The following is an 18,889-nucleotide window of genomic DNA, read 5'->3' as shown; positions in this document are numbered from 1 at the left end:
GTGAATGGTGCGCTGTACCTGTGGGAGCGGCCTTGAGTCGCGAAAGGGCCGCAAAGCGGCCTCAGGATTTTGAATCAGGTCGCCGAACTGTATCGACGCACGCCGTTTTCCTGCCGCGGCAACTGCGCCGCCACGCTACCCGGCACGGGGAACAGCACCAGGTGATCGGCCTTTACCGCAATCCCCACATCCTCACCGACCTGATGGTCGTCATGGCTAGGGAAGATCGCCTCCAGCTGGCTGCCGGTCGGCAACTGCAGGCGGTACAAGGTCGATGCACCAAGGAAGCTTTTGCCGACGATGTTCGCTTGCAGCGCGCTGCCCGGTGCGTGGACGATATCGTCAGGGCGCAGCAGCACATCCACCGAGCTGCCCGGCGCCATGATGTAGGCACGGTTGCCGCGCAGTTCACCCAGCTCGGTATTGACTGCCTCGTGGCTGCTCATCTGCCCACGGATGAAATACCCCTGGCCGATGAAGCTGGCCACGAACGGCGTCTGCGGCTCGTGGTAAAGGTTGTAGGGCGTGTCCCACTGCTCCAGACGGCCTTCCTTGAACACGCCGACCTGGTCGCTGACGGCAAAGGCTTCTTCCTGGTCATGGGTCACCAGGATGGCGCTGGTGCCACGGCTCTTGAGGATGTCGCGCACCTCATGGCTCAGGCGCCGGCGCAGCTCCACGTCGAGGTTGGAGAATGGCTCGTCGAGCAGCAGCAGTTGCGGCTCCGGTGCCAGCGCACGGGCCAGGGCGACCCGTTGCTGTTGGCCGCCGGACAGTTCGTGCGGGTAGCGCCCGCCCAGGCCGCCCAGCTTGACCAGCTCGAGCATCTCTTCGATGACCTCGGCCTGGCGCGGGTGCTTGGCGATGCCGAAGGCAACGTTCTGCGCCACGGTCAGGTGCGGGAACAGCGCATAGTCCTGGAACACCATGCCGATGCGGCGTTTTTCCGGGGCCAGGGTGAAACCGGCGCGGGAAATGACCTCGCCCGCCAGCTGGATCTCGCCGTCGTGCACCGGCTCGAAACCGGCGATGGCGCGCAGGGTGGTGGTCTTGCCGCAACCGGATGAACCCAGCAGGCAACCGATGTCGCCTGCGTTCAGGTGCAGATTGAGGTTCTGGACGATGCGCTGGTCGCCATAGCCGCAGGCGAGGTTGCGCAGGTTGAGCAGTAGGGGTTGACTCATGCGTGGTGGTAAGCCGGTTCTACAAGGAATTCGAGAAGGGCCTTCTGTGCATGCAGGCGGTTTTCAGCCTGGTCCCAGGCGACCGAACGAGGGTCGTCGAGCAGGTCATGGCTGATTTCCTCACCACGGTGGGCTGGCAGGCAGTGCATGAACAGGGCGTCGGGTGCCGCCAGGTCGAGCAGTGCGCGGGTGACCTGGTAAGGCGCGAAATGCGCCAGGCGCCGTGCAGTTTCCTCCTCCTGGCCCATGGAAGTCCAGACATCCGTGGTCACCAGGTGGGCGCCGCGCACGGCTTCCTTCGGGTCGCGCACGATCTGCACGTGGTCGCCGCCAATGGCCATGAAGCGTGGGTCCGGTTCGTAGCCTTCGGGGCAGGCGATGCGCAGCTGGAAGTCGAACTGCCTGGCCGCCTCGATGTACGAGTTGCACATGTTGAAGCCGTCGCCGATCCAGGCCACGGTCTTGCCCTGGATCGAGCCGCGGTGTTCGAGGAAGGTCTGCATGTCGGCCAGCAGCTGGCACGGGTGCGACTCGTCGGACAGGGCGTTGATCACCGGCACACGCGAGTTGGCGGCGAATTCGGTCAGGGTGCTGTGGGCGTGGGTACGGATCATCACCACGTCGAGCATGCTCGACAGCACGATGGCGCTGTCGCCGATCGGCTCGCCACGGCCCAGCTGGGTGTCGCGCGGGGACAGGAAGATGGCCTGGCCGCCGAGCTGGATCATGCCGGCCTCGAACGACACGCGGGTACGGGTCGAGGACTTCTCGAAGATCATGCCCAGCACGCGGTTCTTCAGGGGCTCGAACAACACGCTTCGCTTGCGCAGGTCCTTCAGCTCGATGCCGCGGCGGATCACACCGAGCAATTCGTCGGTGGTGAAGTCCAGCAGGGAGAGAAAGTGCCTAGCGCTCATGATTGACTACCTTATCTGCAACGGTATGCAGGTCGACCGTATGGTTTTTTTTGACAACGGGAGTGACCTGCGGCGTAAGCCGCACGGGGGCGGACGAAATAGGGAAAGGCGCAATACTATAAGTAAATGTCGCCTGAAGCCAAGAGGGGAAACAGCTGCCCAATACCAAAGGGTGTTGCAAAGGGTGTCTTTATCCGACGGGCTGTGCTGTTTTTTATTTGCTACAGAGGGTTGTACACGGCTTGCTGGCAATTTGGCAAATGGCTGTCGCAAATCGTGTGCCTGATGTCGGTGGATTCACGCCGCGAAGCGCGCTGGCCGGTGGTGGGGGCTGGGTGCATAGTCGATGTTCGACAACTCTTCACAACTACCTCCACGACAACAAGGCAGAGGCGGCCATGACCAAGACCCTGCATCACCGTGCCTGTCACCTGTGCGAAGCGATCTGTGGGCTGAATATCGAAGTCAGCCATGACGACGATGGGCGGGCGCTGATCAGTTCGATCAAGGGCGACCCCCAGGACCCGTTCAGCCGTGGTCATGTCTGCCCAAAGGCCGTGGCCCTGCAGGACATCCAGAACGACCCTGACCGCCTGCGCCAGCCGCACAAGCGGGTGGGCGAGCACTGGCAGGCCATCGGCTGGGATGAGGCTTTTGCCCTGGCCGCCGACAGGCTGTGGGCGATCCAGCAGGCCCATGGGCGCAATGCCGTGGCGGTGTACCAAGGCAACCCGAGCGTGCACAACTACGGTTTGATGACCCACAGCAACTACTTCCTGGGCCTGCTGAAAACCCGCAACCGCTTTTCTGCCACCTCGGTGGACCAGTTGCCGCAGCACCTGGTCAGCCACTTGATGTACGGCCATGGCCTGCTGCTGCCGATCCCGGACATCGACCAGACCGGTTTCATGCTGATCCTTGGCGGCAACCCGCTGGCCTCCAATGGCAGCATCATGACCGTGCCGGACGTGGAAAAGCGCCTGAAGGCCCTGCGCGCCCGGGGCGGGCGCCTGGTGGTGGTGGACCCGCGGCGCAGCGAAACGGCGGCCATGGCCGACAGTCACCTGTTCATCCGCCCGGGAGGGGATGCGGCCTTGTTGTGTGGCTTGCTCAACACCCTGTTCGCTGAAGGCCTGGCGCGTGGCTCGCACTTGCCGGTCACCGGCCTGCAGCAGGTGCGCGAAGCAATCGCGCCGTTCAGCGCAGAGGCCATGAGCGCGCACTGTGGCATTGCCGCGACAGACATTCGCCAGCTGGCACGGGACTTCGCCGCGGCCGACAAGGCTGTGTGCTATGGCCGCATGGGGGTTTCGACCCAGGCCTTCGGCACCCTTTGCCATTGGCTGGTGCAACTGATCAACCTGGTGACCGGCAACCTTGACCGTGAAGGCGGCGCGTTGTGCACCGAGCCTGCCGTCGATCTGGTGGCGACCACCTCGGGTGGCCATTTCAACGCCTGGCAGAGCCGGGTGTCGGGGTTGCCCGAGTACGGCGGTGAACTGCCCGTGGCGGCGTTGGCCGAAGAAGTGCTGACACCCGGCGAAGGGCAGGTGCGTGCCCTGGTGACGGTGGCCGGCAACCCGGTGCTGTCCACACCCAATGGCCGCCAGCTGGATACGGCGCTGGAGGGGTTGGAATTCATGCTCAGCATCGACCTGTACATCAACGAGACTACCCGCCATGCCGACCTGATCCTGCCTTCCACCTGGGCGCTGGAAAACGACCATTACGACAGCACGTTCAACCTGCTGGCCGTGCGCAACGTGACGCGCTTCAACCGGGCGATCCTGGCCAAGCCCGAAGGGGCACTGCATGACTGGGAGATTTTCGTTGGGCTGGCACAAGCGTTCGCCAGGCGCGCCGGGCTGGAGTTGAAACCGACCTGGGCGCCAGCGCAGATGATCGACCTGGCTCTGCGCAAGGGGCGCTATGGTGAGGCGACGCCCTGGCAATTGTCGCTGGCAGTGCTGGACGAGCACCCGCATGGCCTTGACCTGGGGCCACTGCGCGCCAACCTCGCCGCACGGCTGACGACTGCCAGCAAGGCTGTCGAAGCGGCGCCCCAGGTGTTGCTGGACGACCTGCGCCGGCTGGCCCAACAAGCCCCCCCGATGCCGGGCGAACTGCTGCTGATCGGCCGCCGCCATGTCCGCAGCAACAACTCGTGGATGCACAACTGCCATCGTCTGGTGAAAGGCAAACCGCGACATCAGTTGTTGATGCACCCGCAAGACCTGCAGCAGCGGCAGTTGCAGGACGGCCAGCGGGTTCGTATCCGCTCGCGTACCGGGGACCTTGAAGTCGAGGTGCAGGCCTGCGAGGACATGATGCCGGGTGTGGTCAGCCTGCCCCATGGCTTCGGTCATTCTCGCCAGGGCGTGCACATGCAGATCGCCCAGGCGCAACCTGGCGTGAGTGCCAACGACCTCACCGATGAGCGCCTGCGTGACCAGGTTTCCGGCAATGCCGCCCTCAATGGCGTACCCGTGCAGGTAGAGGCCGCGTAAGGAACGGTAAGGCCGAGCATGCTGCTCGGCTTTCCGTTACAATGCGTCACCGTGCCGACGACCGCGTCGGAAAGTTCAGCCGAGGTGCTACATGGATATCATCGAAACGATCAAAGAGCAGATTGCCAACAACACCATTCTGCTTTACATGAAAGGCTCGCCGAATGCCCCGCAGTGTGGCTTCTCTGCGCGTGCATCGCAGGCCGTGATGGGTTGTGGCGAGAAGTTCGCCTACGTCGACATCCTGCAGAACCCGGAAATCCGCGCGAACCTGCCAAAATACGCCAACTGGCCGACCTTCCCGCAGCTGTGGGTAGCCGGTGAACTGGTCGGCGGCAGCGACATCATGCTGGAAATGTTCGAGAAGGGTGAGCTGCAAACCCTGATCAAGGAAGCGGCTGCCAAGGCCAAGGCTTCCGAGGCCTGATTTTCCGGCAAGCATGAAAAAACCCGCTGATCGCGGGTTTTTTCATGGGGCGAATATTTATTCTTCGCCCATCTGCGACTGCAGGTAGTTCTCGATACCGATCTTGTCGATCAGCCCCAGCTGGGTTTCCAGCCAGTCGATGTGTTCTTCCTCGGACTCGAGGATATCTTCGAGCATGTCACGCGAGCCGAAGTCGCCAGCGGTTTCGCAATGAGCGATGGCTGCTTTCAGGTCGGCCAGGCCTTTCTGTTCGATCTTCAGGTCGCATTCGAGCATCTCTTTGGTGTGCTCGCCAATCAGCAGCTTGCCCAGGTCCTGGACGTTGGGGATGCCTTCGAGGAAGAGAATACGCTTGATCAGTTTGTCAGCGTGCTTCATCTCGTCGATGGATTCCTTGTACTCGTGCTTGCCGAGTTTGTTCAGGCCCCAATCTTCGTACATGCGTGCGTGCAGGAAGTACTGGTTGATCGCGACCAGCTCGTTTCCGAGGATCTTGTTGAGATGCTGGATGACGCTTACGTCGCCTTTCATGTCGGGTTCCTGCCCTGTAGAAGTGTGCCAATGCAGGGAAGTTTGAGCCCGATACTTAGGTGTGTCAAACCTAAGTTCTTGAATAATAAGTGAAAATTAATGGAAATAAGAATGTTTGTGAACCGCGTTGGAGCGCTAACTTATTGAATTGCGGGCATAAAAAAACCGGACGCCAGGTCCGGTTCTTTGAATTCTGGGTTTTCAGGCCGCGGTAAATTCCACAGGGTAGGGCAGGGCTGCCTGGCTGACCTGGAGCTCGGTCAGGGTCTCGCGGACCACCTGCTTGGCCACGCAGGCACATTTACCACACTGGCTGGCGACGTTGGTCGCGGCTCGCACTTCCTTGTAGCTGCAGCATCCTTCATAGATCGCATCGCGGATCTGTCCGTCGGTAACGCCGACACAAAGACACACATACATAAAGGCTGACCATCGTTGGTGGGCTCGATGGGGTGGAGCTTAATGTTAATGAGAATGCTTGTCAAAGGAGTTTCTGGAAGGGCCGTGCTTGAGCGACCGGCGGTTGCTTTGTCGTTGGAGTCGGCCTGTCATCAGAAGCCGTGTATGATGGTCGGCCTTTGTTGGATGTCGGGCAAGCCCGTCTGGCCCGGCAAACGGTTTTTCACCCTCATCAGGAGATTACAATGAGCGTACTCGTTGGTAAGAAAGCCCCCGATTTCACCGTTCCGGCCGTGCTGGGCAATGGCGAGATCGTCGACAGCTTCAACCTGGCTTCGGCCATCAAGGGCAAGTACGGCCTGGTGTTCTTCTACCCGCTGGACTTCACCTTCGTCTGCCCGTCCGAGCTGATCGCCCTGGACAACCGCATCCCTGACTTCCAGGCGCGCAACGTGGAAGTGATCGGCGTGTCGATCGACTCGCACTTCACCCACAACGCCTGGCGTAACACCCCGGTCAACAACGGCGGTATCGGCCAGGTCAAGTACACCCTGGCTGCCGACATGACCCACGAAATCTGCAAGGCCTACGACGTCGAGTCCGAAGGTGGCGTGGCCTTCCGTGGCGCCTTCCTGATCGACACCAACGGTGTTGTCCGTTCGCAGATCGTCAACGACCTGCCACTGGGCCGCAACATGGACGAGCTGCTGCGCCTGGTCGACGCCCTGCAATTCCACGAAGAGCACGGCGAAGTCTGCCCTGCCAACTGGAAAAAAGGCGACAAAGGCATGAACGCTTCGCCAGAAGGTGTTGCTGCCTACCTGAGCGAGAACGCTGGCAAGCTGTAATTGCCGCCTGCATGAAAAAACCGGCCCTGGTGGCCGGTTTTTTTTGTGCCGTCCTGTGCCGGCCTCTTCGCGGGTAAACCCGCTCCCACAGGTGCCCCACAGGCCTCAGCCATGGTGCGATCCCTGTGGGAGCGGGCATGCCCGCGAATGCTTTTTCGACTCAGTCGTTGAAGTCGCGCCAGCCGCCCATCTCTTTCCAGCGGTTGACGATGCCGCAGAACAGCTCGGCCGTCTTCTCGGTGTCGTAACGCGCCGAGTGCGCCTCACGCCCGTCGAAGTCGATGTCGGCGCTCTGGCAGGCCCGCGCCAGCACGGTCTGGCCATAGGCCAGGCCCGCCAGGGTAGCGGTGTCGAAGCTGGAGAACGGGTGGAACGGGTTGCGCTTCAGGTCATTGCGCGTCACCGCCGCATTGAGGAAACCCAGGTCGAAGCTGCTGTTGTGGCCGACCAGGATCGCCCGCTTGCAGCCATTGGCCTTGAGCGCCTTGCGTACGCCCCGGAAGATGTCGGTCAGCGCGCTTTCCTCGCTTACCGCCATGCGCAGTGGGTGGTCCAGCTTGATCCCGGTGAACTCCAGCGCTGCCGGCTCGATGTTGGCGCCTTCGAACGGCTCCACCCGGTGGAAGTAGGTGTGCTCGGGGAACAGGAAGCCCTTTTCGTCCATGCCGATGGTGACCGCGGCAATTTCCAGCAGGGCATCGGTGGCGCTGTTGAAACCACCGGTCTCCACATCCACCACCACCGGCAGGTAGCCGCGGAAGCGCTCGGCCATCGGGTGGCGCGAGCCGCTGCTGCCCTGGGTGTCCAGGTCATCTTCGTAGAGGTCTTCGCTCACGCGTTTTCCTCCAGCAGGCGCCAGCGCAGTTTTTCGCCGGCACGCAGCGGGACCACGGTCTGCTCGCCAAACGGCAGGCTGTCCGGGGCGGTCCATTCTTCGCGGACCAGGGTAATGGTGTCGGTGTTCGCCGGCAGGCCATAGAAGGCCGGGCCGTGCAGGCTGGCGAAGCCTTCCAGCTTGTCCAGCGCGTTACGCTGTTCGAATGCTTCGGCGTACATCTCGATGGCCGCGTAGGCGGTGTAGCAACCGGCGCAACCGCAGGCAGCTTCCTTGGCGTGACGGGCGTGGGGAGCCGAGTCGGTACCCAGGAAGAACTTCGGGCTGCCGCTGGTGGCAGCGTCCAGCAGCGCCACCTGGTGGGTATTGCGCTTGAGGATCGGCAGGCAGTAGAAGTGCGGGCGAATGCCGCCAACCAGCATGTGGTTGCGGTTGTACAGCAGGTGCTGGGCAGTGATGGTCGCGCCAACGTTGGCCGGGGCCTCGGTGACGAACTGCGCGGCGTCGCTGGTGGTGATGTGCTCGAACACCACTTTCAGCGTGGGGAAGCGCTCGACCACACGGCGCATGTGCTCGTCGATGAAGCGCTTCTCGCGGTCGAACACATCGATTTCGCTGCGGGTCACTTCGCCATGCACCAGTAGTGGCATGCCAACTTCCGCCAGCGCTTCGATGGCCGGGAAGATGTTGTCGATGCTGGTCACGCCCGAATCGGAGTTGGTGGTGGCGCCGGCCGGGTACAGCTTGGCGGCGTACACGAAGCCGCTGGCCTTGGCCGCGCGGATGTCCTCGGGGCTGGTGCGGTCGGTGAGGTAAAGCACCATCAGCGGTTCGAAGCGGCTGCCGGCCGGACGGGCGGCCAGGATGCGCTCACGGTAGGCGCCAGCCTCGGCGGCATTGCGCACCGGCGGAACCAGGTTGGGCATGATGATGGCACGGGCGAAAGTACGCGCCACGTCGCCAACGGTGTGGGGCAGGACGGCACCATCGCGCAGATGGATGTGCCAGTCGTCGGGACGCAGGAGGGTCAGGCGATCGGACATTGGGGATTCCAGGCGGGTCGAACTCAAGCCCCAATGCTACCGGAAAACCCTGGGTGGAGCACGGCTATCAAGTTTTCCGGCAGGCGCCCGATAGCCTGCAGGTAAGCCGTCAGAATTTGTGGAGCCGCCCGTGCGCCAGCGTTACCTAGCCCTGTTGACCCTGTTCGCCAGCCTGCCGGCCGGCGCACTGACTTTCCAGACGCGCATGGAGAACATTGCCTGGAAGGTCGAGGGGGACCAGTTCGAATGCCGGCTGATCCAGCCGATCGACGGTTTTGGCAGTGGTGAGTTCGTACGCCGCGCGGGCGAACAGCCGGTGTTCCAGCTGCGCTCGGACAGCAACGTACTGGGTGCGGGCACGGCCACTTTGCTGGCAGCCGCTGCGCCGTGGCAACCCGGGCGCAGCGACATCAGCCTGGGCAGCGTGCGCCTGGCTCGCACCGGGGTGTTGTTCAGTTCGTCCCAGGGCCAGGCCAGCCGCCTGATCAACGGCCTGCTCGACGGGCGCAGCACGGTGGTGCGCAATTACGCCGGCGAGGCGGGCAGGCCGATGGAAGTGCGTGTGCTGCCGGTCAGTTTCGCCAAGGCCTACAGCGACTACCAAGCCTGTGCCGGCAAGCTGCTGCCGATGAACTACGACCAGGTGCGCCAGACCCAGGTGGGTTTCCCCGGCGGAGGTATCGAGCTGGATGGCGCGGCCAAGGCGCGGCTGGATGTGATCCTCGACTACATGAAAGCCGACCCGACGGTGAACCATGTCGAGCTCAACGGCCACTCCGACAACAGCGGCAACCGCCTGACCAATCGCGACACGTCTCGCCGCCGGGCACTGGCCGTGGCCGACTACCTCAAGGCTCATGGCGTGCCGGAAGAGCAGATTACCGTGCGCTTCCATGGTGAACGTTACCCGTTGGCGAAGAACAACAGTGCGGCCAATCGGGCGCGTAACCGGCGGGTGAATATCGAACTGGATCGGGTGGCGGTGGTTGAGAAACCGGTGGAGAAGCCGGTTGAGCAGGCAGCGCCTGCTGCTCCGGCGGCAGCGCCAGCCAGTCCGCCTGCTGCCGCTCCGGCCTCGGGCGCGCTGGGGGCGAAGGCGCCCTGAGGTCGGGTTGGCCATCGTGGGCATGGCTGGGGATTGCATCGGGGCCACCAGGTGTTCGCCACAGCATTGTCAGCGCCTGTGAGATCGAGCGCCGCCCGCGCGGCGCTTCGCGGGACAAGCCCGCTCCCACATCTGTTTCGGGCCAATTATTCCTGTGCCAGATGGGTGGCAGTCTTGGTGCATGGCTGGAAATGGATGAAGAGCAGCTTTGACCCCTTCGATATCGAAGGGAACAAACAAGGCGGGCAGAGGTGCCCTCGCAGGAGTGACTGGCCCGAAACAGATGTGGGAGCGGGCTTGTCCCGCGAAGCGCCGCGCGGGCGGCGCTCGATCTCACAGGCGCTGAAGATGGCGAGGCATGCATCTGGCACCCCTGATCAAATCCCCCTCCGCCTCCCGTCGCCCTTCCGAAAGTTCCTGTCGCTTTGTCGTCAGAAGCTGTCGCCCCACTGTAAATTTATCTGCAACGTCGTTAGAATCGATCCCTTTCCGTACAACCCCGTGGAGTGATGGCATGGCGGACGTAAAAAAGGTCGTACTGGCGTATTCCGGCGGCCTTGATACTTCGGTGATTCTCAAGTGGCTGCAGGATACCTACAACTGCGAAGTGGTGACCTTCACCGCTGACCTGGGTCAGGGCGAAGAGGTCGAGCCGGCCCGTGCCAAGGCCCAGGCAATGGGCGTTAAAGAGATCTACATCGACGACCTGCGCGAAGAATTCGTACGTGATTTCGTGTTCCCGATGTTCCGCGCCAACACCGTCTACGAGGGCGAGTACCTGCTGGGTACCTCCATCGCCCGTCCGCTGATCGCCAAGCGCCTGATCGAAATCGCCAACGAAACCGGCGCTGACGCCATTTCCCATGGCGCCACCGGCAAAGGCAACGACCAGGTGCGTTTCGAACTGGGCGCTTACGCCCTGAAACCAGGCGTCAAGGTCATCGCCCCATGGCGTGAGTGGGACCTGCTGTCCCGCGAGAAGCTGATGGACTACGCCGAGAAGCACGGCATCCCGATCGAGCGCCACGGCAAGAAGAAGTCGCCGTACTCGATGGACGCCAACCTGCTGCACATCTCCTACGAAGGCGGTGTCCTGGAAGATACCTGGACCGAGCACGAAGAAGACATGTGGCGCTGGAGCGTCTCGCCCGAGAACGCCCCGGACCAGGCTACCTACATCGAGCTGACCTACCGCAACGGTGACATCGTTGCCATCGACGGCGTCGAGAAGACCCCGGCCACCGTCCTGGCCGACCTGAACCGTATCGGTGGTGCCAACGGCATCGGCCGTCTGGATATCGTCGAGAACCGTTACGTCGGCATGAAGTCGCGTGGTTGCTACGAGACCCCTGGTGGCACCATCATGCTCAAGGCCCACCGTGCCATCGAGTCGATCACCCTGGACCGCGAAGTCGCTCACCTGAAGGATGAGCTGATGCCGAAGTATGCCAGCCTGATCTACACCGGCTACTGGTGGAGCCCGGAGCGTCTGATGCTGCAGCAGATGATCGACGCTTCGCAGGTCAACGTGAACGGCGTGGTACGCCTGAAACTGTACAAGGGCAACGTCACCGTGGTTGGCCGCAAGTCGGACGATTCGCTGTTCGATGCCAATATCGCCACCTTCGAGGAAGATGGCGGCGCCTACAACCAGGCGGACGCTGCCGGCTTCATCAAGCTCAACGCCCTGCGTATGCGCATTGCTGCCAACAAGGGCCGCTCGCTGCTCTGATCGCTGGCATGTGCAGTAAAAACCCCGGCCCAGGCCGGGGTTTTTTTTGCCTGTGGAAAGCCTTGGGCATCAATGGCCATCGTTTGCCATCTGACCCTCAAGCACGCTGATCGACAGTTGTGCGCATTGGCGTTTATCCAGGTTGCAAAAGCGCCAGGTGCGCGCTGGCAGAGGCGGTTGGGCAAGGGTGAGCAGCACTTGTTGCTCCATCATGCGATTGGCATCGGGGCCGGAAAACATGAACGTGACGGGCTCGCCCTGTAGCGCTTCGCTGGCATCACTGGGCATTGCAGGTTTGGCCTGGGCGTTCAATGTCGGCGTGTTGTCGTTTGCCGTTCTGTTTGGTGACGGGCTGTAGAAGGACTTGTAATTGAAGTTGAGCGTGAGGAAGAACAGGGCCGTCAGAAAGAACGGGAAGCCCACCAGGAACCAAGTATAGAGATTTTGGCTGGACTCGCTGAGAAACGGCAGTGTGGCAAGGGCAGAGGCTTCGATAATCCCCGCGAAGATGGCAATGATCGTCAGCGGGGCGACAGGTTGTGCTTGGGGCATATGGGCCGTCTCCAGCGATTTTGCCCATCATTACCCTACAGCAACGCTCAACTAAAGACTGGATTGTTTCCCGGGTGAGGAATAATCGGCCGAAATCCTGACAGCCTTGTTTGTTCAGCGTGTTCGCATTGGATAATTCCTCAGGTAATGGCCAGTTTTCAACTGGGCACTTTTGCAGGTGGGTGATACCGTTCATTTCGGTAATAAGGAATTTGATTGTTACAACTACGGTAGTTGTGTGTAGGAAATTTCTGTAAGTGCTGTAGGTTTTATCTGCTCATGTATTTCGCCGGTAAATCACCGCGCCAGCAAGCGTTCTGTCGGTTATCTTGGCGGACCAAAGCAAAAACAATGAATGGATATCGCATGAATAAAGTGCTTATCGTAGATGATCATCCGGTCATACGCTTGGCCGTACGCATGCTGATGGAGCGGCATGGGTATGACGTCGTGGCGGAGACCGACAACGGGGTGGCTGCATTGCAGCTGACACGGCAACACCTGCCGGATATCGTGGTGCTCGATATCGGTATTCCCAAACTGGATGGCCTGGAGGTGATCGCCCGTATGGCGACCTTCAGCCCGGGCAGCAAGGTGCTGGTGCTGACATCGCAGCCCCCAGGCAACTTCTCGATGCGCTGCATGCAGGCGGGGGCGGCGGGCTATGTGTGCAAGCAACAGGAACTCACCGAGCTGCTGAGCGCCATCAAGGCCGTATTGTCGGGCTACAGCTACTTCCCCAACCAGGCTCTGCATCCGTCACGTGGCAGGGGAGGCGGGAGTGAGACAGATATGGTCAACCGCCTCTCGGCGCGCGAGATGACAGTGTTGCAGCAACTGGCACGAGGGCGTTCGAACAAGGAGATTGCCGACAGCATGTTCCTCAGCAACAAGACGGTCAGTACCTACAAGTCGCGTCTGTTGCTCAAGCTCAACGCGCGGTCGCTGGTCGACCTGATCGAGCTGGCGCAACGGCAAGGGTTGAACTGACCGCCAAGGCCGTAAAGCCTCCTGCCTGGAGGCTTTGCCAAGGCTGCTGGTCCCGGGCTACAGATCGTAGTCGAAGTCGGCCAGCTGCTTCTGCAGGCGCCTTTCTTCCAGCATATTGTCGATAGTGCGGCGTTTGCTCAGGTTGGTTTTTGCGGTTTCCACCTGGGGTTCCACATCATCCTCTGCGGCAACAAAATCATCTTCGATCGACAGGTCGTCTTTATCGCTACTCATGAGTCGCTCCAAGCCAAGGGGCCATTGGCCGTCCTTATAACCAGAAAGCAGACGCTGGTAAAAAAGATTTTTTCAATCGTCACAGGTGGTTTCCAGCTATCGACTCAATCGTCGGAGGTCTTGTGCTTGTACTCGCACAGGTCTTCGATCCGGCAACTGCCGCACCGTGGCTTGCGTGCCTGGCACACATAGCGCCCGTGCAGGATCAGCCAGTGGTGGGCGTCGAGCAGGTAATCTTTTGGTACGAACTTGATCAGCTTCTTCTCCACTTCCAGCACCGTCTTGCCTGGCGCAATGCCTGTGCGGTTGCTGACCCGGAAGATATGGGTATCCACCGCCATGGTCGGCTGGCGGAACGCTGTGTTGAGCACTACGTTGGCGGTCTTGCGGCCCACGCCGGGCAGCGCCTCCAGGGCTTCGCGGGTTTGCGGTACCTGGCTGTCATGGCGTTCGATCAGCAGCCGGCAGGCTTCGATGACGTTCTTGGCCTTGCTGTTGTACAAACCAATGGTCTTGATGTACTCGCTCAGGCCTTCGACGCCCAGGGCATAGATGGCCTCGGGGGTGTTGGCGACCGGGAACAGGCGGGCGGTGGCCTTGTTGACGCCGACATCGGTGGACTGCGCGGACAGTGTCACGGCAACCAGCAGTTCGAACGGCGTGGTGTAGGCCAGTTCGGTCTTCGGGTCGGGATTGTCTTCGTGCAGCCTGCGAAAGATCTCCAGGCGTTTGGCGGCATTCATGAAATCAGCGCTTTCCTTGACGACGTGGTTGGGCAGGGCCCGGACGCAGGCGATTGTACAAGGCCAACAGCAGTCCGAGCAGTAGCAAGGCGCCGGGGGCCAGGCTGGCCAGATGCAGGCTGGCACCGTCGGTCAGCCATTGGCGGCTGGCACCGAGCAGCAGGCAGCTGGCAAACAGCGTGCACAGGTGACTGGTGAGCAGGCGCCAGCGCCCTTGATCGGGCAGCAGGTGGTCAGTGGCCAGGCATTGCAGGCATAGCAGTGCGGGATAGTGGCCGAGGGCGAGAGCCGTTGGCAGCAGCCAGGCACGCAGGGCCAGTTGCAGGCAACTGGCCAGGGCCGCCAGCAGCAGCAGGCTGGCCAGCACACGGGGCCAGGTGGTGAGCCGCTGGCGAAGGGGGGCCAGCAACAGTTGGTGAAGGCTGCTCATCAGCACCGCGCACACGCCGATGGTGGCGCCTTCGCTCAGTGTCCGGGTGGCGCCCAGCAGGGGCACAAGGCTTGCGCCCAGCAGGTAGAACCTATTCATGCGTGGGGCCCTCCAGCAGCACGCTGCGCTGCTGATCGAAGTAACTCAGCGCTTCCTGTAGTGCGCCGATCACTGCCCGTGAGGTAACGGTTGCCCCGGCCAACTGGTCAAAGTCGCCCTGGTCGCGCTTCAGCGCCCAGTGATCGCCCAACTGACGGTTGGCAAATTGCCCCAACCAGTTCACCTGCGGATCACCCAGGCGTGCGCCCAGCCCGGGGCTTTCCTGTTGCTCGACCAGCTGGCTGCCGATCAGTCGGCCGTCCGCGGCAATGGCCACGCTCAGCACGATCGGCCCGGCATAGCCCTGGGCCTGGGTGACCAGGATGATGGCGGCCGGTTTGCCCGCCAGGGTGGCCCGGTAAGCTGCCAGGATACGGCTGTTTGGCCGCTGTGCGGCGGGCCTGGGCAGCGGATTGTCGAGTGGCTGGTTGTCGTAACTGCCTTCTGGCAGCACCGCCAGCCGCTGGCGGCTATTCAGTTGTTTCTCGGCGTCGGCGATGGCCGTGCTGGTCCAGTGCCGCCAGGCCAGGGTGGCCGACAGCGCCAGTGCCGCGGTCAGCAGCAGCAGGCCCACATCACGTACCAGGCGCTTCATCGGGCAACCTGCTGGCGCTGCACGGCCAGGCGTTCGAGGCTTGGCGTCATGAGGTTCATCAGCAGGATGGCAAACGCGGTACCGTCCGGGTAGCTGCCCCAGGTGCGGATCAGGTAGATCAGCAGGCCCGCTCCCAGGCCGAACCCTAGCTTCGCCCACTCCTGCCGGGGGCCGGACACCGGTTCGGTGGCAATGAAGAACGCCGCCATCATGGTCGAGCCGGAGAACAGGTGCAGCAGGGGTGAGCCGTTTGAGTCCGAACCCGAGCCATTCCAGCCCAGCAGGCTGAACAGGAGCAACCCTGCCAGCAAACCAACCGGTGCATGCCAGGTGATCACCTTGCGTTGCAGCAGGAACAGGCCGCCCAGCAGGAACGCCAGGTTGACCCATTCGCTGCCCCGCCCACCGATGCTGCCGAAGCCCGGGTGGCTGGCGAACAGCTCTTCGATGGTCAGGCTGCGGTTGTGGCGCAGGCCGTCGAGCAGTGTCGGCCGGGCCCAGGCATCGATCTGCGCGCTGCCGGTGAACACCTGCTGCAGGCTGTCGAGCAGGCCTGGCGCCGGCCCTGGCCAATGGTTCATCTGCAGCGGGAAGCTCAGCAGCGCGAAGGCGTAGCCGACCATGGCCGGGTTGAACAGATTGCGCCCGACCCCGCCAAAGGCCTGTTTGCCGATGCCGATGGCAACACTGGCAGCCACCACCGGCAACCACCACGGCGCCAGGGTGGGCAGGGCGGCGGTCAGCAGCACGGCGGTCACCAGCGCGCTGCCGTCGTTCAGCGCCATGCGCAGCGGTTGTGCTCGCAAAGTGAGCAGCAACGCCTCGCACAGCAGCGCGGCACTCGCGCACAGCAACAGGTTCAGTAGCAAACTCCAGCCATGCAGCCAGAACAGCGTCAGCAAGCCAGGCAGGCAGGCCAGCAACACCAGGCCCATGCTGGTGCGTAGCCGCGGGTCGGGTTTGGCGGTCATTGGGCGAACAGCCCGTTGAAGCCGGAAAACGCCATGGCCATCACCCCGGCACCGAGCAGTTCGATGGGCAGGCCGCGCAGCGCCCCGGGGACGTCGACATGGGCGCTGCGTTGGCGCAGGTCGGCGAACAAGACCAACGCCAGCCAGAAGCCACCGCCGGCCAGCAGGCCTTGCAGCAGCGTGGCGAGCCATGTGCTGTCGTCGCTTGCCTGTTGCAGGGTCAACCCCAGTACTGCCGCATTGCTCAACAGCAACGCAGGCAACTCCGTCATCGGCCAGGTCGGGCGCCACCTTGTCAGCAGCCATGGCACGCCCCAGGCGAGCACGGCCAGCCAGGGCAACAACAGGAACAGGGCAAGGTCCTGAGCCTGCAGCGGGGCAAGCACCACCTGCAACAGCAGCTGCGCGCCGAACATGCCCAAGGCGATGCACAGTGCGCAGGCAAGGCCGTGTACGTGCAGGTGCAGCCTGGGGAGTGGCTGTTGTTGCAGGCACAGGTGATTGACCAGCGCGGCGCTGATCAGGACCAGGATGTAGTCGCTCATGAGATGACGATAGCCGGGAATCGGGGCGATTGTCCGGGTTCCGGAGTCATTGTGGGAGCGGGCGTGCCAGCGAACACCGGCAACGCCAGTGCCATGCACCGCGCAGTCCGTTTCGCGGGCACGCCCGCTCCCACAAGGTCCAGCAGGTTTTGTTACTTGATGCGCTGGCCTGGCTTGGCACCGCTGTCCGGGCTCAGCAGGTAAATCTCCTCACCGCCAGGGCCGGCCGCCATGACCATGCCTTCGGAGACACCAAAGCGCATCTTTCGTGGCTTGAGGTTGGCCACCATCATGGTCAGGCGGCCTTCCAGCTGGGACGGGTCGGGGTAGGCCGACTTGATGCCGGAGAACACGTTGCGGCGCTCGTCACCGATGTCCAGGGTCAGTTGCAGCAGCTTGTCCGCACCCGGTACGGCTTCGGCCTTGACGATCAGCGCCACGCGCAGGTCGACGGCTGCGAAGGTGTCGAACTCGATTTCCGCCGACAGTGGGTCCTTGGCCAGCTCGCCGTTGCCGGCCGGGGCCTTGGCTTCGGCGGCCAGCAGGTCTTCCTTGCTGGCGGCGACCATGGCTTCTACCTTGGCCGGTTCGATGCGGCTCATCAGTGCCTTGAACGGGTTCAGCTGGTGGTTTTCCAGGCGCGACAGGTGGTCGTTCCAGGTCAGCGGGGCCACGTTGAGGAAGGCCTCGGCGTCGGCAGCCAGCACCGGCAGCACCGGCTTGAGGAAGATCACCAGCTGGCGGAACAGGTTGATACCCTGGGCGCAGATGGCCTGCACTTCATCCTGCTTGCCTTCCTGTTTGGCCAGCGACCATGGAGCCTTGTCGGCGATCCAGGCGTTGGCGCGGTCGGCCAGCGCCATGATTTCGCGCATGGCACGGCCGAAGTCGCGGCCTTCATAGGCATCGGCGATCGACGGGGCGGCCGCCAGGAAGGCTTCGGTCAGCTCCGGTGCGGCATCGCCAGCCACCATCACGCCTTCGTTGCCCTTGTGGATGAAACCGGCGCAACGGCTGGCGATGTTGACCACCTTGCCGACCAGGTCGGAGTTGACCTTCTGCACGAAGTCTTCCAGGTTCAGGTCCAGGTCATCGACGCCACGGCCCAGCTTGGCCGCGTAGTAGTAACGCAGGTATTCCGGCTGCAGGTGGTCGAGGTAGGTGCGGGCCTTGATGAAGGTACCGCGCGACTTGGACATCTTGGCGCCGTTCACGGTCAGGTAGCCGTGCACGTTGACTGCGCTCGGCTTGCGGAAGCCGGCGCCTTCGAGCATGGCTGGCCAGAACAGGGCGTGGAAGTTGACGATGTCCTTGCCGATGAAGTGGTACAGCTCGGCCTTGGAGCCTTCGTTCCAGAACGCGTCGAAGTCCAGCTCCGGGCGGCGTGCGCAGAGGTTCTTGAAGCTGGCCATGTAGCCGATCGGCGCATCCAGCCACACGTAGAAGTACTTGCCTGGCTCGCCCGGGATTTCGAAGCCGAAGTATGGCGCGTCGCGGGAGATGTCCCATTCCTGCAGGCCCGAATCGAGCCATTCGGCCAGCTTGTTGGCTACTGCGTCCTGCAGGGTGCCGCTACGGGTCCACTGCTGCAGCATGGCCTGGAAGTCCGGCAGCTTGAAGAAGAAGTGCTGGGAATCACGCAGTACCGGGGTAGCACCGGAAATGGCCGACTTGGGGTTCTTCAGCTCGGTGGGCGCGTAGGTAGCGCCGCATTTTTCGCAGTTGTCGCCGTACTGGTCTTCGGCCGCGCACTTGGGGCAGGTGCCCTTGATGAAGCGGTCGGCGAGGAACATGCCCTTTTCCGGGTCGAAATACTGGGTCACCGAACGGGTGGCGATGTGCCCGGCTTCACGCAGGCGCGTGTAGATCAGGCCCGACAGCTCGCGGTTCTCTTCGCTGTGGGTGGAGTGGAAGTTGTCGAAATCCACCAGGAAGTCGGCGAAGTCGCTGCTGTGCTCGGCCTGGACATTGGCGATCAGCTGTTCCGGAGTGATGCCTTCCTTCTCGGCGCGCAGCATGATGGCCGAACCGTGGGCGTCGTCGGCGCAGACGTAGATGCACTGGTTGCCGCGCAGCTTCTGGAAGCGCACCCACATGTCCGTCTGGATGTACTCCAGCATATGGCCAAGATGGATCGATCCATTGGCATAGGGCAGGGCGCTGGTGACGAGAATCTGGCGTGGCTCGGACATGGTGGCTCGG

The 18,889-nt window shown here is 62.5% G+C and carries 20 protein-coding genes; 6 read left to right on the top strand and 14 right to left on the bottom strand.

Features of this window, described 5'->3' with window-relative positions:
• Nucleotides 1-74 precede the first annotated feature (74 nt).
• Together J5M71_RS14135 and argF are read right to left on the bottom strand one after the other, a co-directional pair.
• Nucleotides 75-1,184 carry an ABC transporter ATP-binding protein gene (locus tag J5M71_RS14135; protein ID WP_207832941.1) on the bottom strand — a complete coding sequence of 370 codons (1,110 nt, stop codon included), beginning with the start codon at nt 1,182-1,184 and terminating at the stop codon, nt 75-77.
• Nucleotides 1,181-2,101: an ornithine carbamoyltransferase gene (gene argF, locus J5M71_RS14130; RefSeq protein ID WP_207832939.1), complete on the bottom strand. Its 921-nt coding sequence runs from the start codon at nt 2,099-2,101 to the stop codon at nt 1,181-1,183. Before argF ends, J5M71_RS14135 begins: the two co-directional genes overlap by 4 nt.
• Nucleotides 2,102-2,499: 398 nt before the next feature.
• Between argF and J5M71_RS14125 the strand changes: the two genes are divergently transcribed.
• Both J5M71_RS14125 and grxD read left to right on the top strand, forming a co-directional pair.
• Nucleotides 2,500-4,608: a molybdopterin-dependent oxidoreductase gene (locus J5M71_RS14125; RefSeq protein ID WP_207832937.1), complete on the top strand. Its 2,109-nt coding sequence runs from the start codon at nt 2,500-2,502 to the stop codon at nt 4,606-4,608.
• Nucleotides 4,609-4,699: 91 nt separating this feature from the next.
• Nucleotides 4,700-5,035 carry a Grx4 family monothiol glutaredoxin gene (gene grxD, locus J5M71_RS14120; protein ID WP_003254949.1) on the top strand — a complete coding sequence of 112 codons (336 nt, stop codon included), beginning with the start codon at nt 4,700-4,702 and terminating at the stop codon, nt 5,033-5,035.
• 57 nt (nt 5,036-5,092) lie between these two features.
• Here grxD and bfr read toward each other — a convergent pair whose 3' ends face one another.
• Nucleotides 5,093-5,566 (bottom strand): bacterioferritin, encoded by a 474-nt coding sequence (gene bfr / locus J5M71_RS14115; RefSeq protein ID WP_063913140.1) that lies wholly within the window; start codon nt 5,564-5,566, stop codon nt 5,093-5,095.
• Between the two features lie 201 nt (nt 5,567-5,767).
• Complete coding sequence (locus tag J5M71_RS14110; protein ID WP_003254947.1) at nt 5,768-5,986, bottom strand: bacterioferritin-associated ferredoxin; 219 nt, start codon at nt 5,984-5,986, stop codon at nt 5,768-5,770.
• Nucleotides 5,987-6,210: 224 nt separating this feature from the next.
• On the opposite strand from J5M71_RS14110, the gene J5M71_RS14105 reads away from it, so the two are divergent.
• Nucleotides 6,211-6,813 carry a peroxiredoxin gene (locus J5M71_RS14105; protein ID WP_003254945.1) on the top strand — a complete coding sequence of 201 codons (603 nt, stop codon included), beginning with the start codon at nt 6,211-6,213 and terminating at the stop codon, nt 6,811-6,813.
• 160 nt (nt 6,814-6,973) lie between these two features.
• Here the strand turns inward: J5M71_RS14105 and rnt are convergent, their stop codons facing one another.
• Nucleotides 6,974-7,648, bottom strand: a complete 675-nt coding sequence (gene rnt / locus J5M71_RS14100) for a ribonuclease T (protein WP_063913139.1) — start codon at nt 7,646-7,648, stop codon at nt 6,974-6,976.
• Nucleotides 7,645-8,691, bottom strand: coding sequence for a dihydroorotase (gene pyrC, locus J5M71_RS14095; protein WP_207832935.1), 1,047 nt, complete (start codon nt 8,689-8,691; stop codon nt 7,645-7,647). Before pyrC ends, rnt begins: the two co-directional genes overlap by 4 nt.
• Nucleotides 8,692-8,821: 130 nt before the next feature.
• Between pyrC and J5M71_RS14090 the strand changes: the two genes are divergently transcribed.
• Together J5M71_RS14090 and J5M71_RS14085 are read left to right on the top strand one after the other, a co-directional pair.
• Nucleotides 8,822-9,796, top strand: coding sequence for an OmpA family protein (locus J5M71_RS14090; RefSeq protein WP_207832933.1), 975 nt, complete (start codon nt 8,822-8,824; stop codon nt 9,794-9,796).
• Between the two features lie 514 nt (nt 9,797-10,310).
• Nucleotides 10,311-11,528, top strand: coding sequence for an argininosuccinate synthase (locus J5M71_RS14085; RefSeq protein WP_013973956.1), 1,218 nt, complete (start codon nt 10,311-10,313; stop codon nt 11,526-11,528).
• Nucleotides 11,529-11,597: 69 nt separating this feature from the next.
• On the opposite strand, the gene J5M71_RS14080 is transcribed toward J5M71_RS14085, so the two are convergent.
• A complete protein-coding gene (locus J5M71_RS14080; RefSeq protein WP_207832931.1) occupies nt 11,598-12,080 on the bottom strand; it encodes a hypothetical protein in 483 nt (160 codons plus the stop codon).
• Nucleotides 12,081-12,446: 366 nt separating this feature from the next.
• Here J5M71_RS14080 and J5M71_RS14075 point away from each other — a divergent pair, with 366 nt between their 5' ends.
• Entirely contained in the window at nt 12,447-13,070 is a 624-nt protein-coding gene (locus J5M71_RS14075) for a response regulator transcription factor (protein ID WP_207832929.1), read from the top strand.
• A gap of 57 nt (nt 13,071-13,127) precedes the next feature.
• Here J5M71_RS14075 and J5M71_RS14070 read toward each other — a convergent pair whose 3' ends face one another.
• From J5M71_RS14070 to metG, 7 genes are all read right to left on the bottom strand, one after another.
• Nucleotides 13,128-13,304, bottom strand: coding sequence for a hypothetical protein (locus J5M71_RS14070; protein WP_207832927.1), 177 nt, complete (start codon nt 13,302-13,304; stop codon nt 13,128-13,130).
• Between the two features lie 104 nt (nt 13,305-13,408).
• The gene (nth, locus tag J5M71_RS14065) at nt 13,409-14,047 is read right to left on the bottom strand and encodes an endonuclease III (protein ID WP_013973953.1); all 639 of its coding nucleotides are present in this window, start codon (nt 14,045-14,047) and stop codon (nt 13,409-13,411) included.
• 4 nt (nt 14,048-14,051) lie between these two features.
• Complete coding sequence (locus J5M71_RS14060) at nt 14,052-14,576, bottom strand: Rnf-Nqr domain containing protein (RefSeq protein ID WP_207832925.1); 525 nt, start codon at nt 14,574-14,576, stop codon at nt 14,052-14,054.
• Nucleotides 14,569-15,171 carry an RnfABCDGE type electron transport complex subunit G gene (locus J5M71_RS14055; protein WP_207832923.1) on the bottom strand — a complete coding sequence of 201 codons (603 nt, stop codon included), beginning with the start codon at nt 15,169-15,171 and terminating at the stop codon, nt 14,569-14,571. Before J5M71_RS14055 ends, J5M71_RS14060 begins: the two co-directional genes overlap by 8 nt.
• Nucleotides 15,168-16,142 (bottom strand): RnfABCDGE type electron transport complex subunit D, encoded by a 975-nt coding sequence (locus J5M71_RS14050; RefSeq protein WP_207832921.1) that lies wholly within the window; start codon nt 16,140-16,142, stop codon nt 15,168-15,170. Before J5M71_RS14050 ends, J5M71_RS14055 begins: the two co-directional genes overlap by 4 nt.
• Nucleotides 16,139-16,687 (bottom strand): Rnf-Nqr domain containing protein, encoded by a 549-nt coding sequence (locus tag J5M71_RS14045; protein ID WP_207832919.1) that lies wholly within the window; start codon nt 16,685-16,687, stop codon nt 16,139-16,141. Before J5M71_RS14045 ends, J5M71_RS14050 begins: the two co-directional genes overlap by 4 nt.
• A 152-nt stretch (nt 16,688-16,839) precedes the next feature.
• A complete protein-coding gene (gene metG, locus J5M71_RS14040) occupies nt 16,840-18,879 on the bottom strand; it encodes a methionine--tRNA ligase (protein ID WP_063913130.1) in 2,040 nt (679 codons plus the stop codon).
• Nucleotides 18,880-18,889 lie beyond the last annotated feature (10 nt).

Source organism: Pseudomonas sp. 43(2021), from assembly GCF_017490805.1.
Lineage (GTDB): Bacteria > Pseudomonadota > Gammaproteobacteria > Pseudomonadales > Pseudomonadaceae > Aquipseudomonas.
This window is presented reverse-complemented; position numbering and strand designations above follow the sequence as displayed.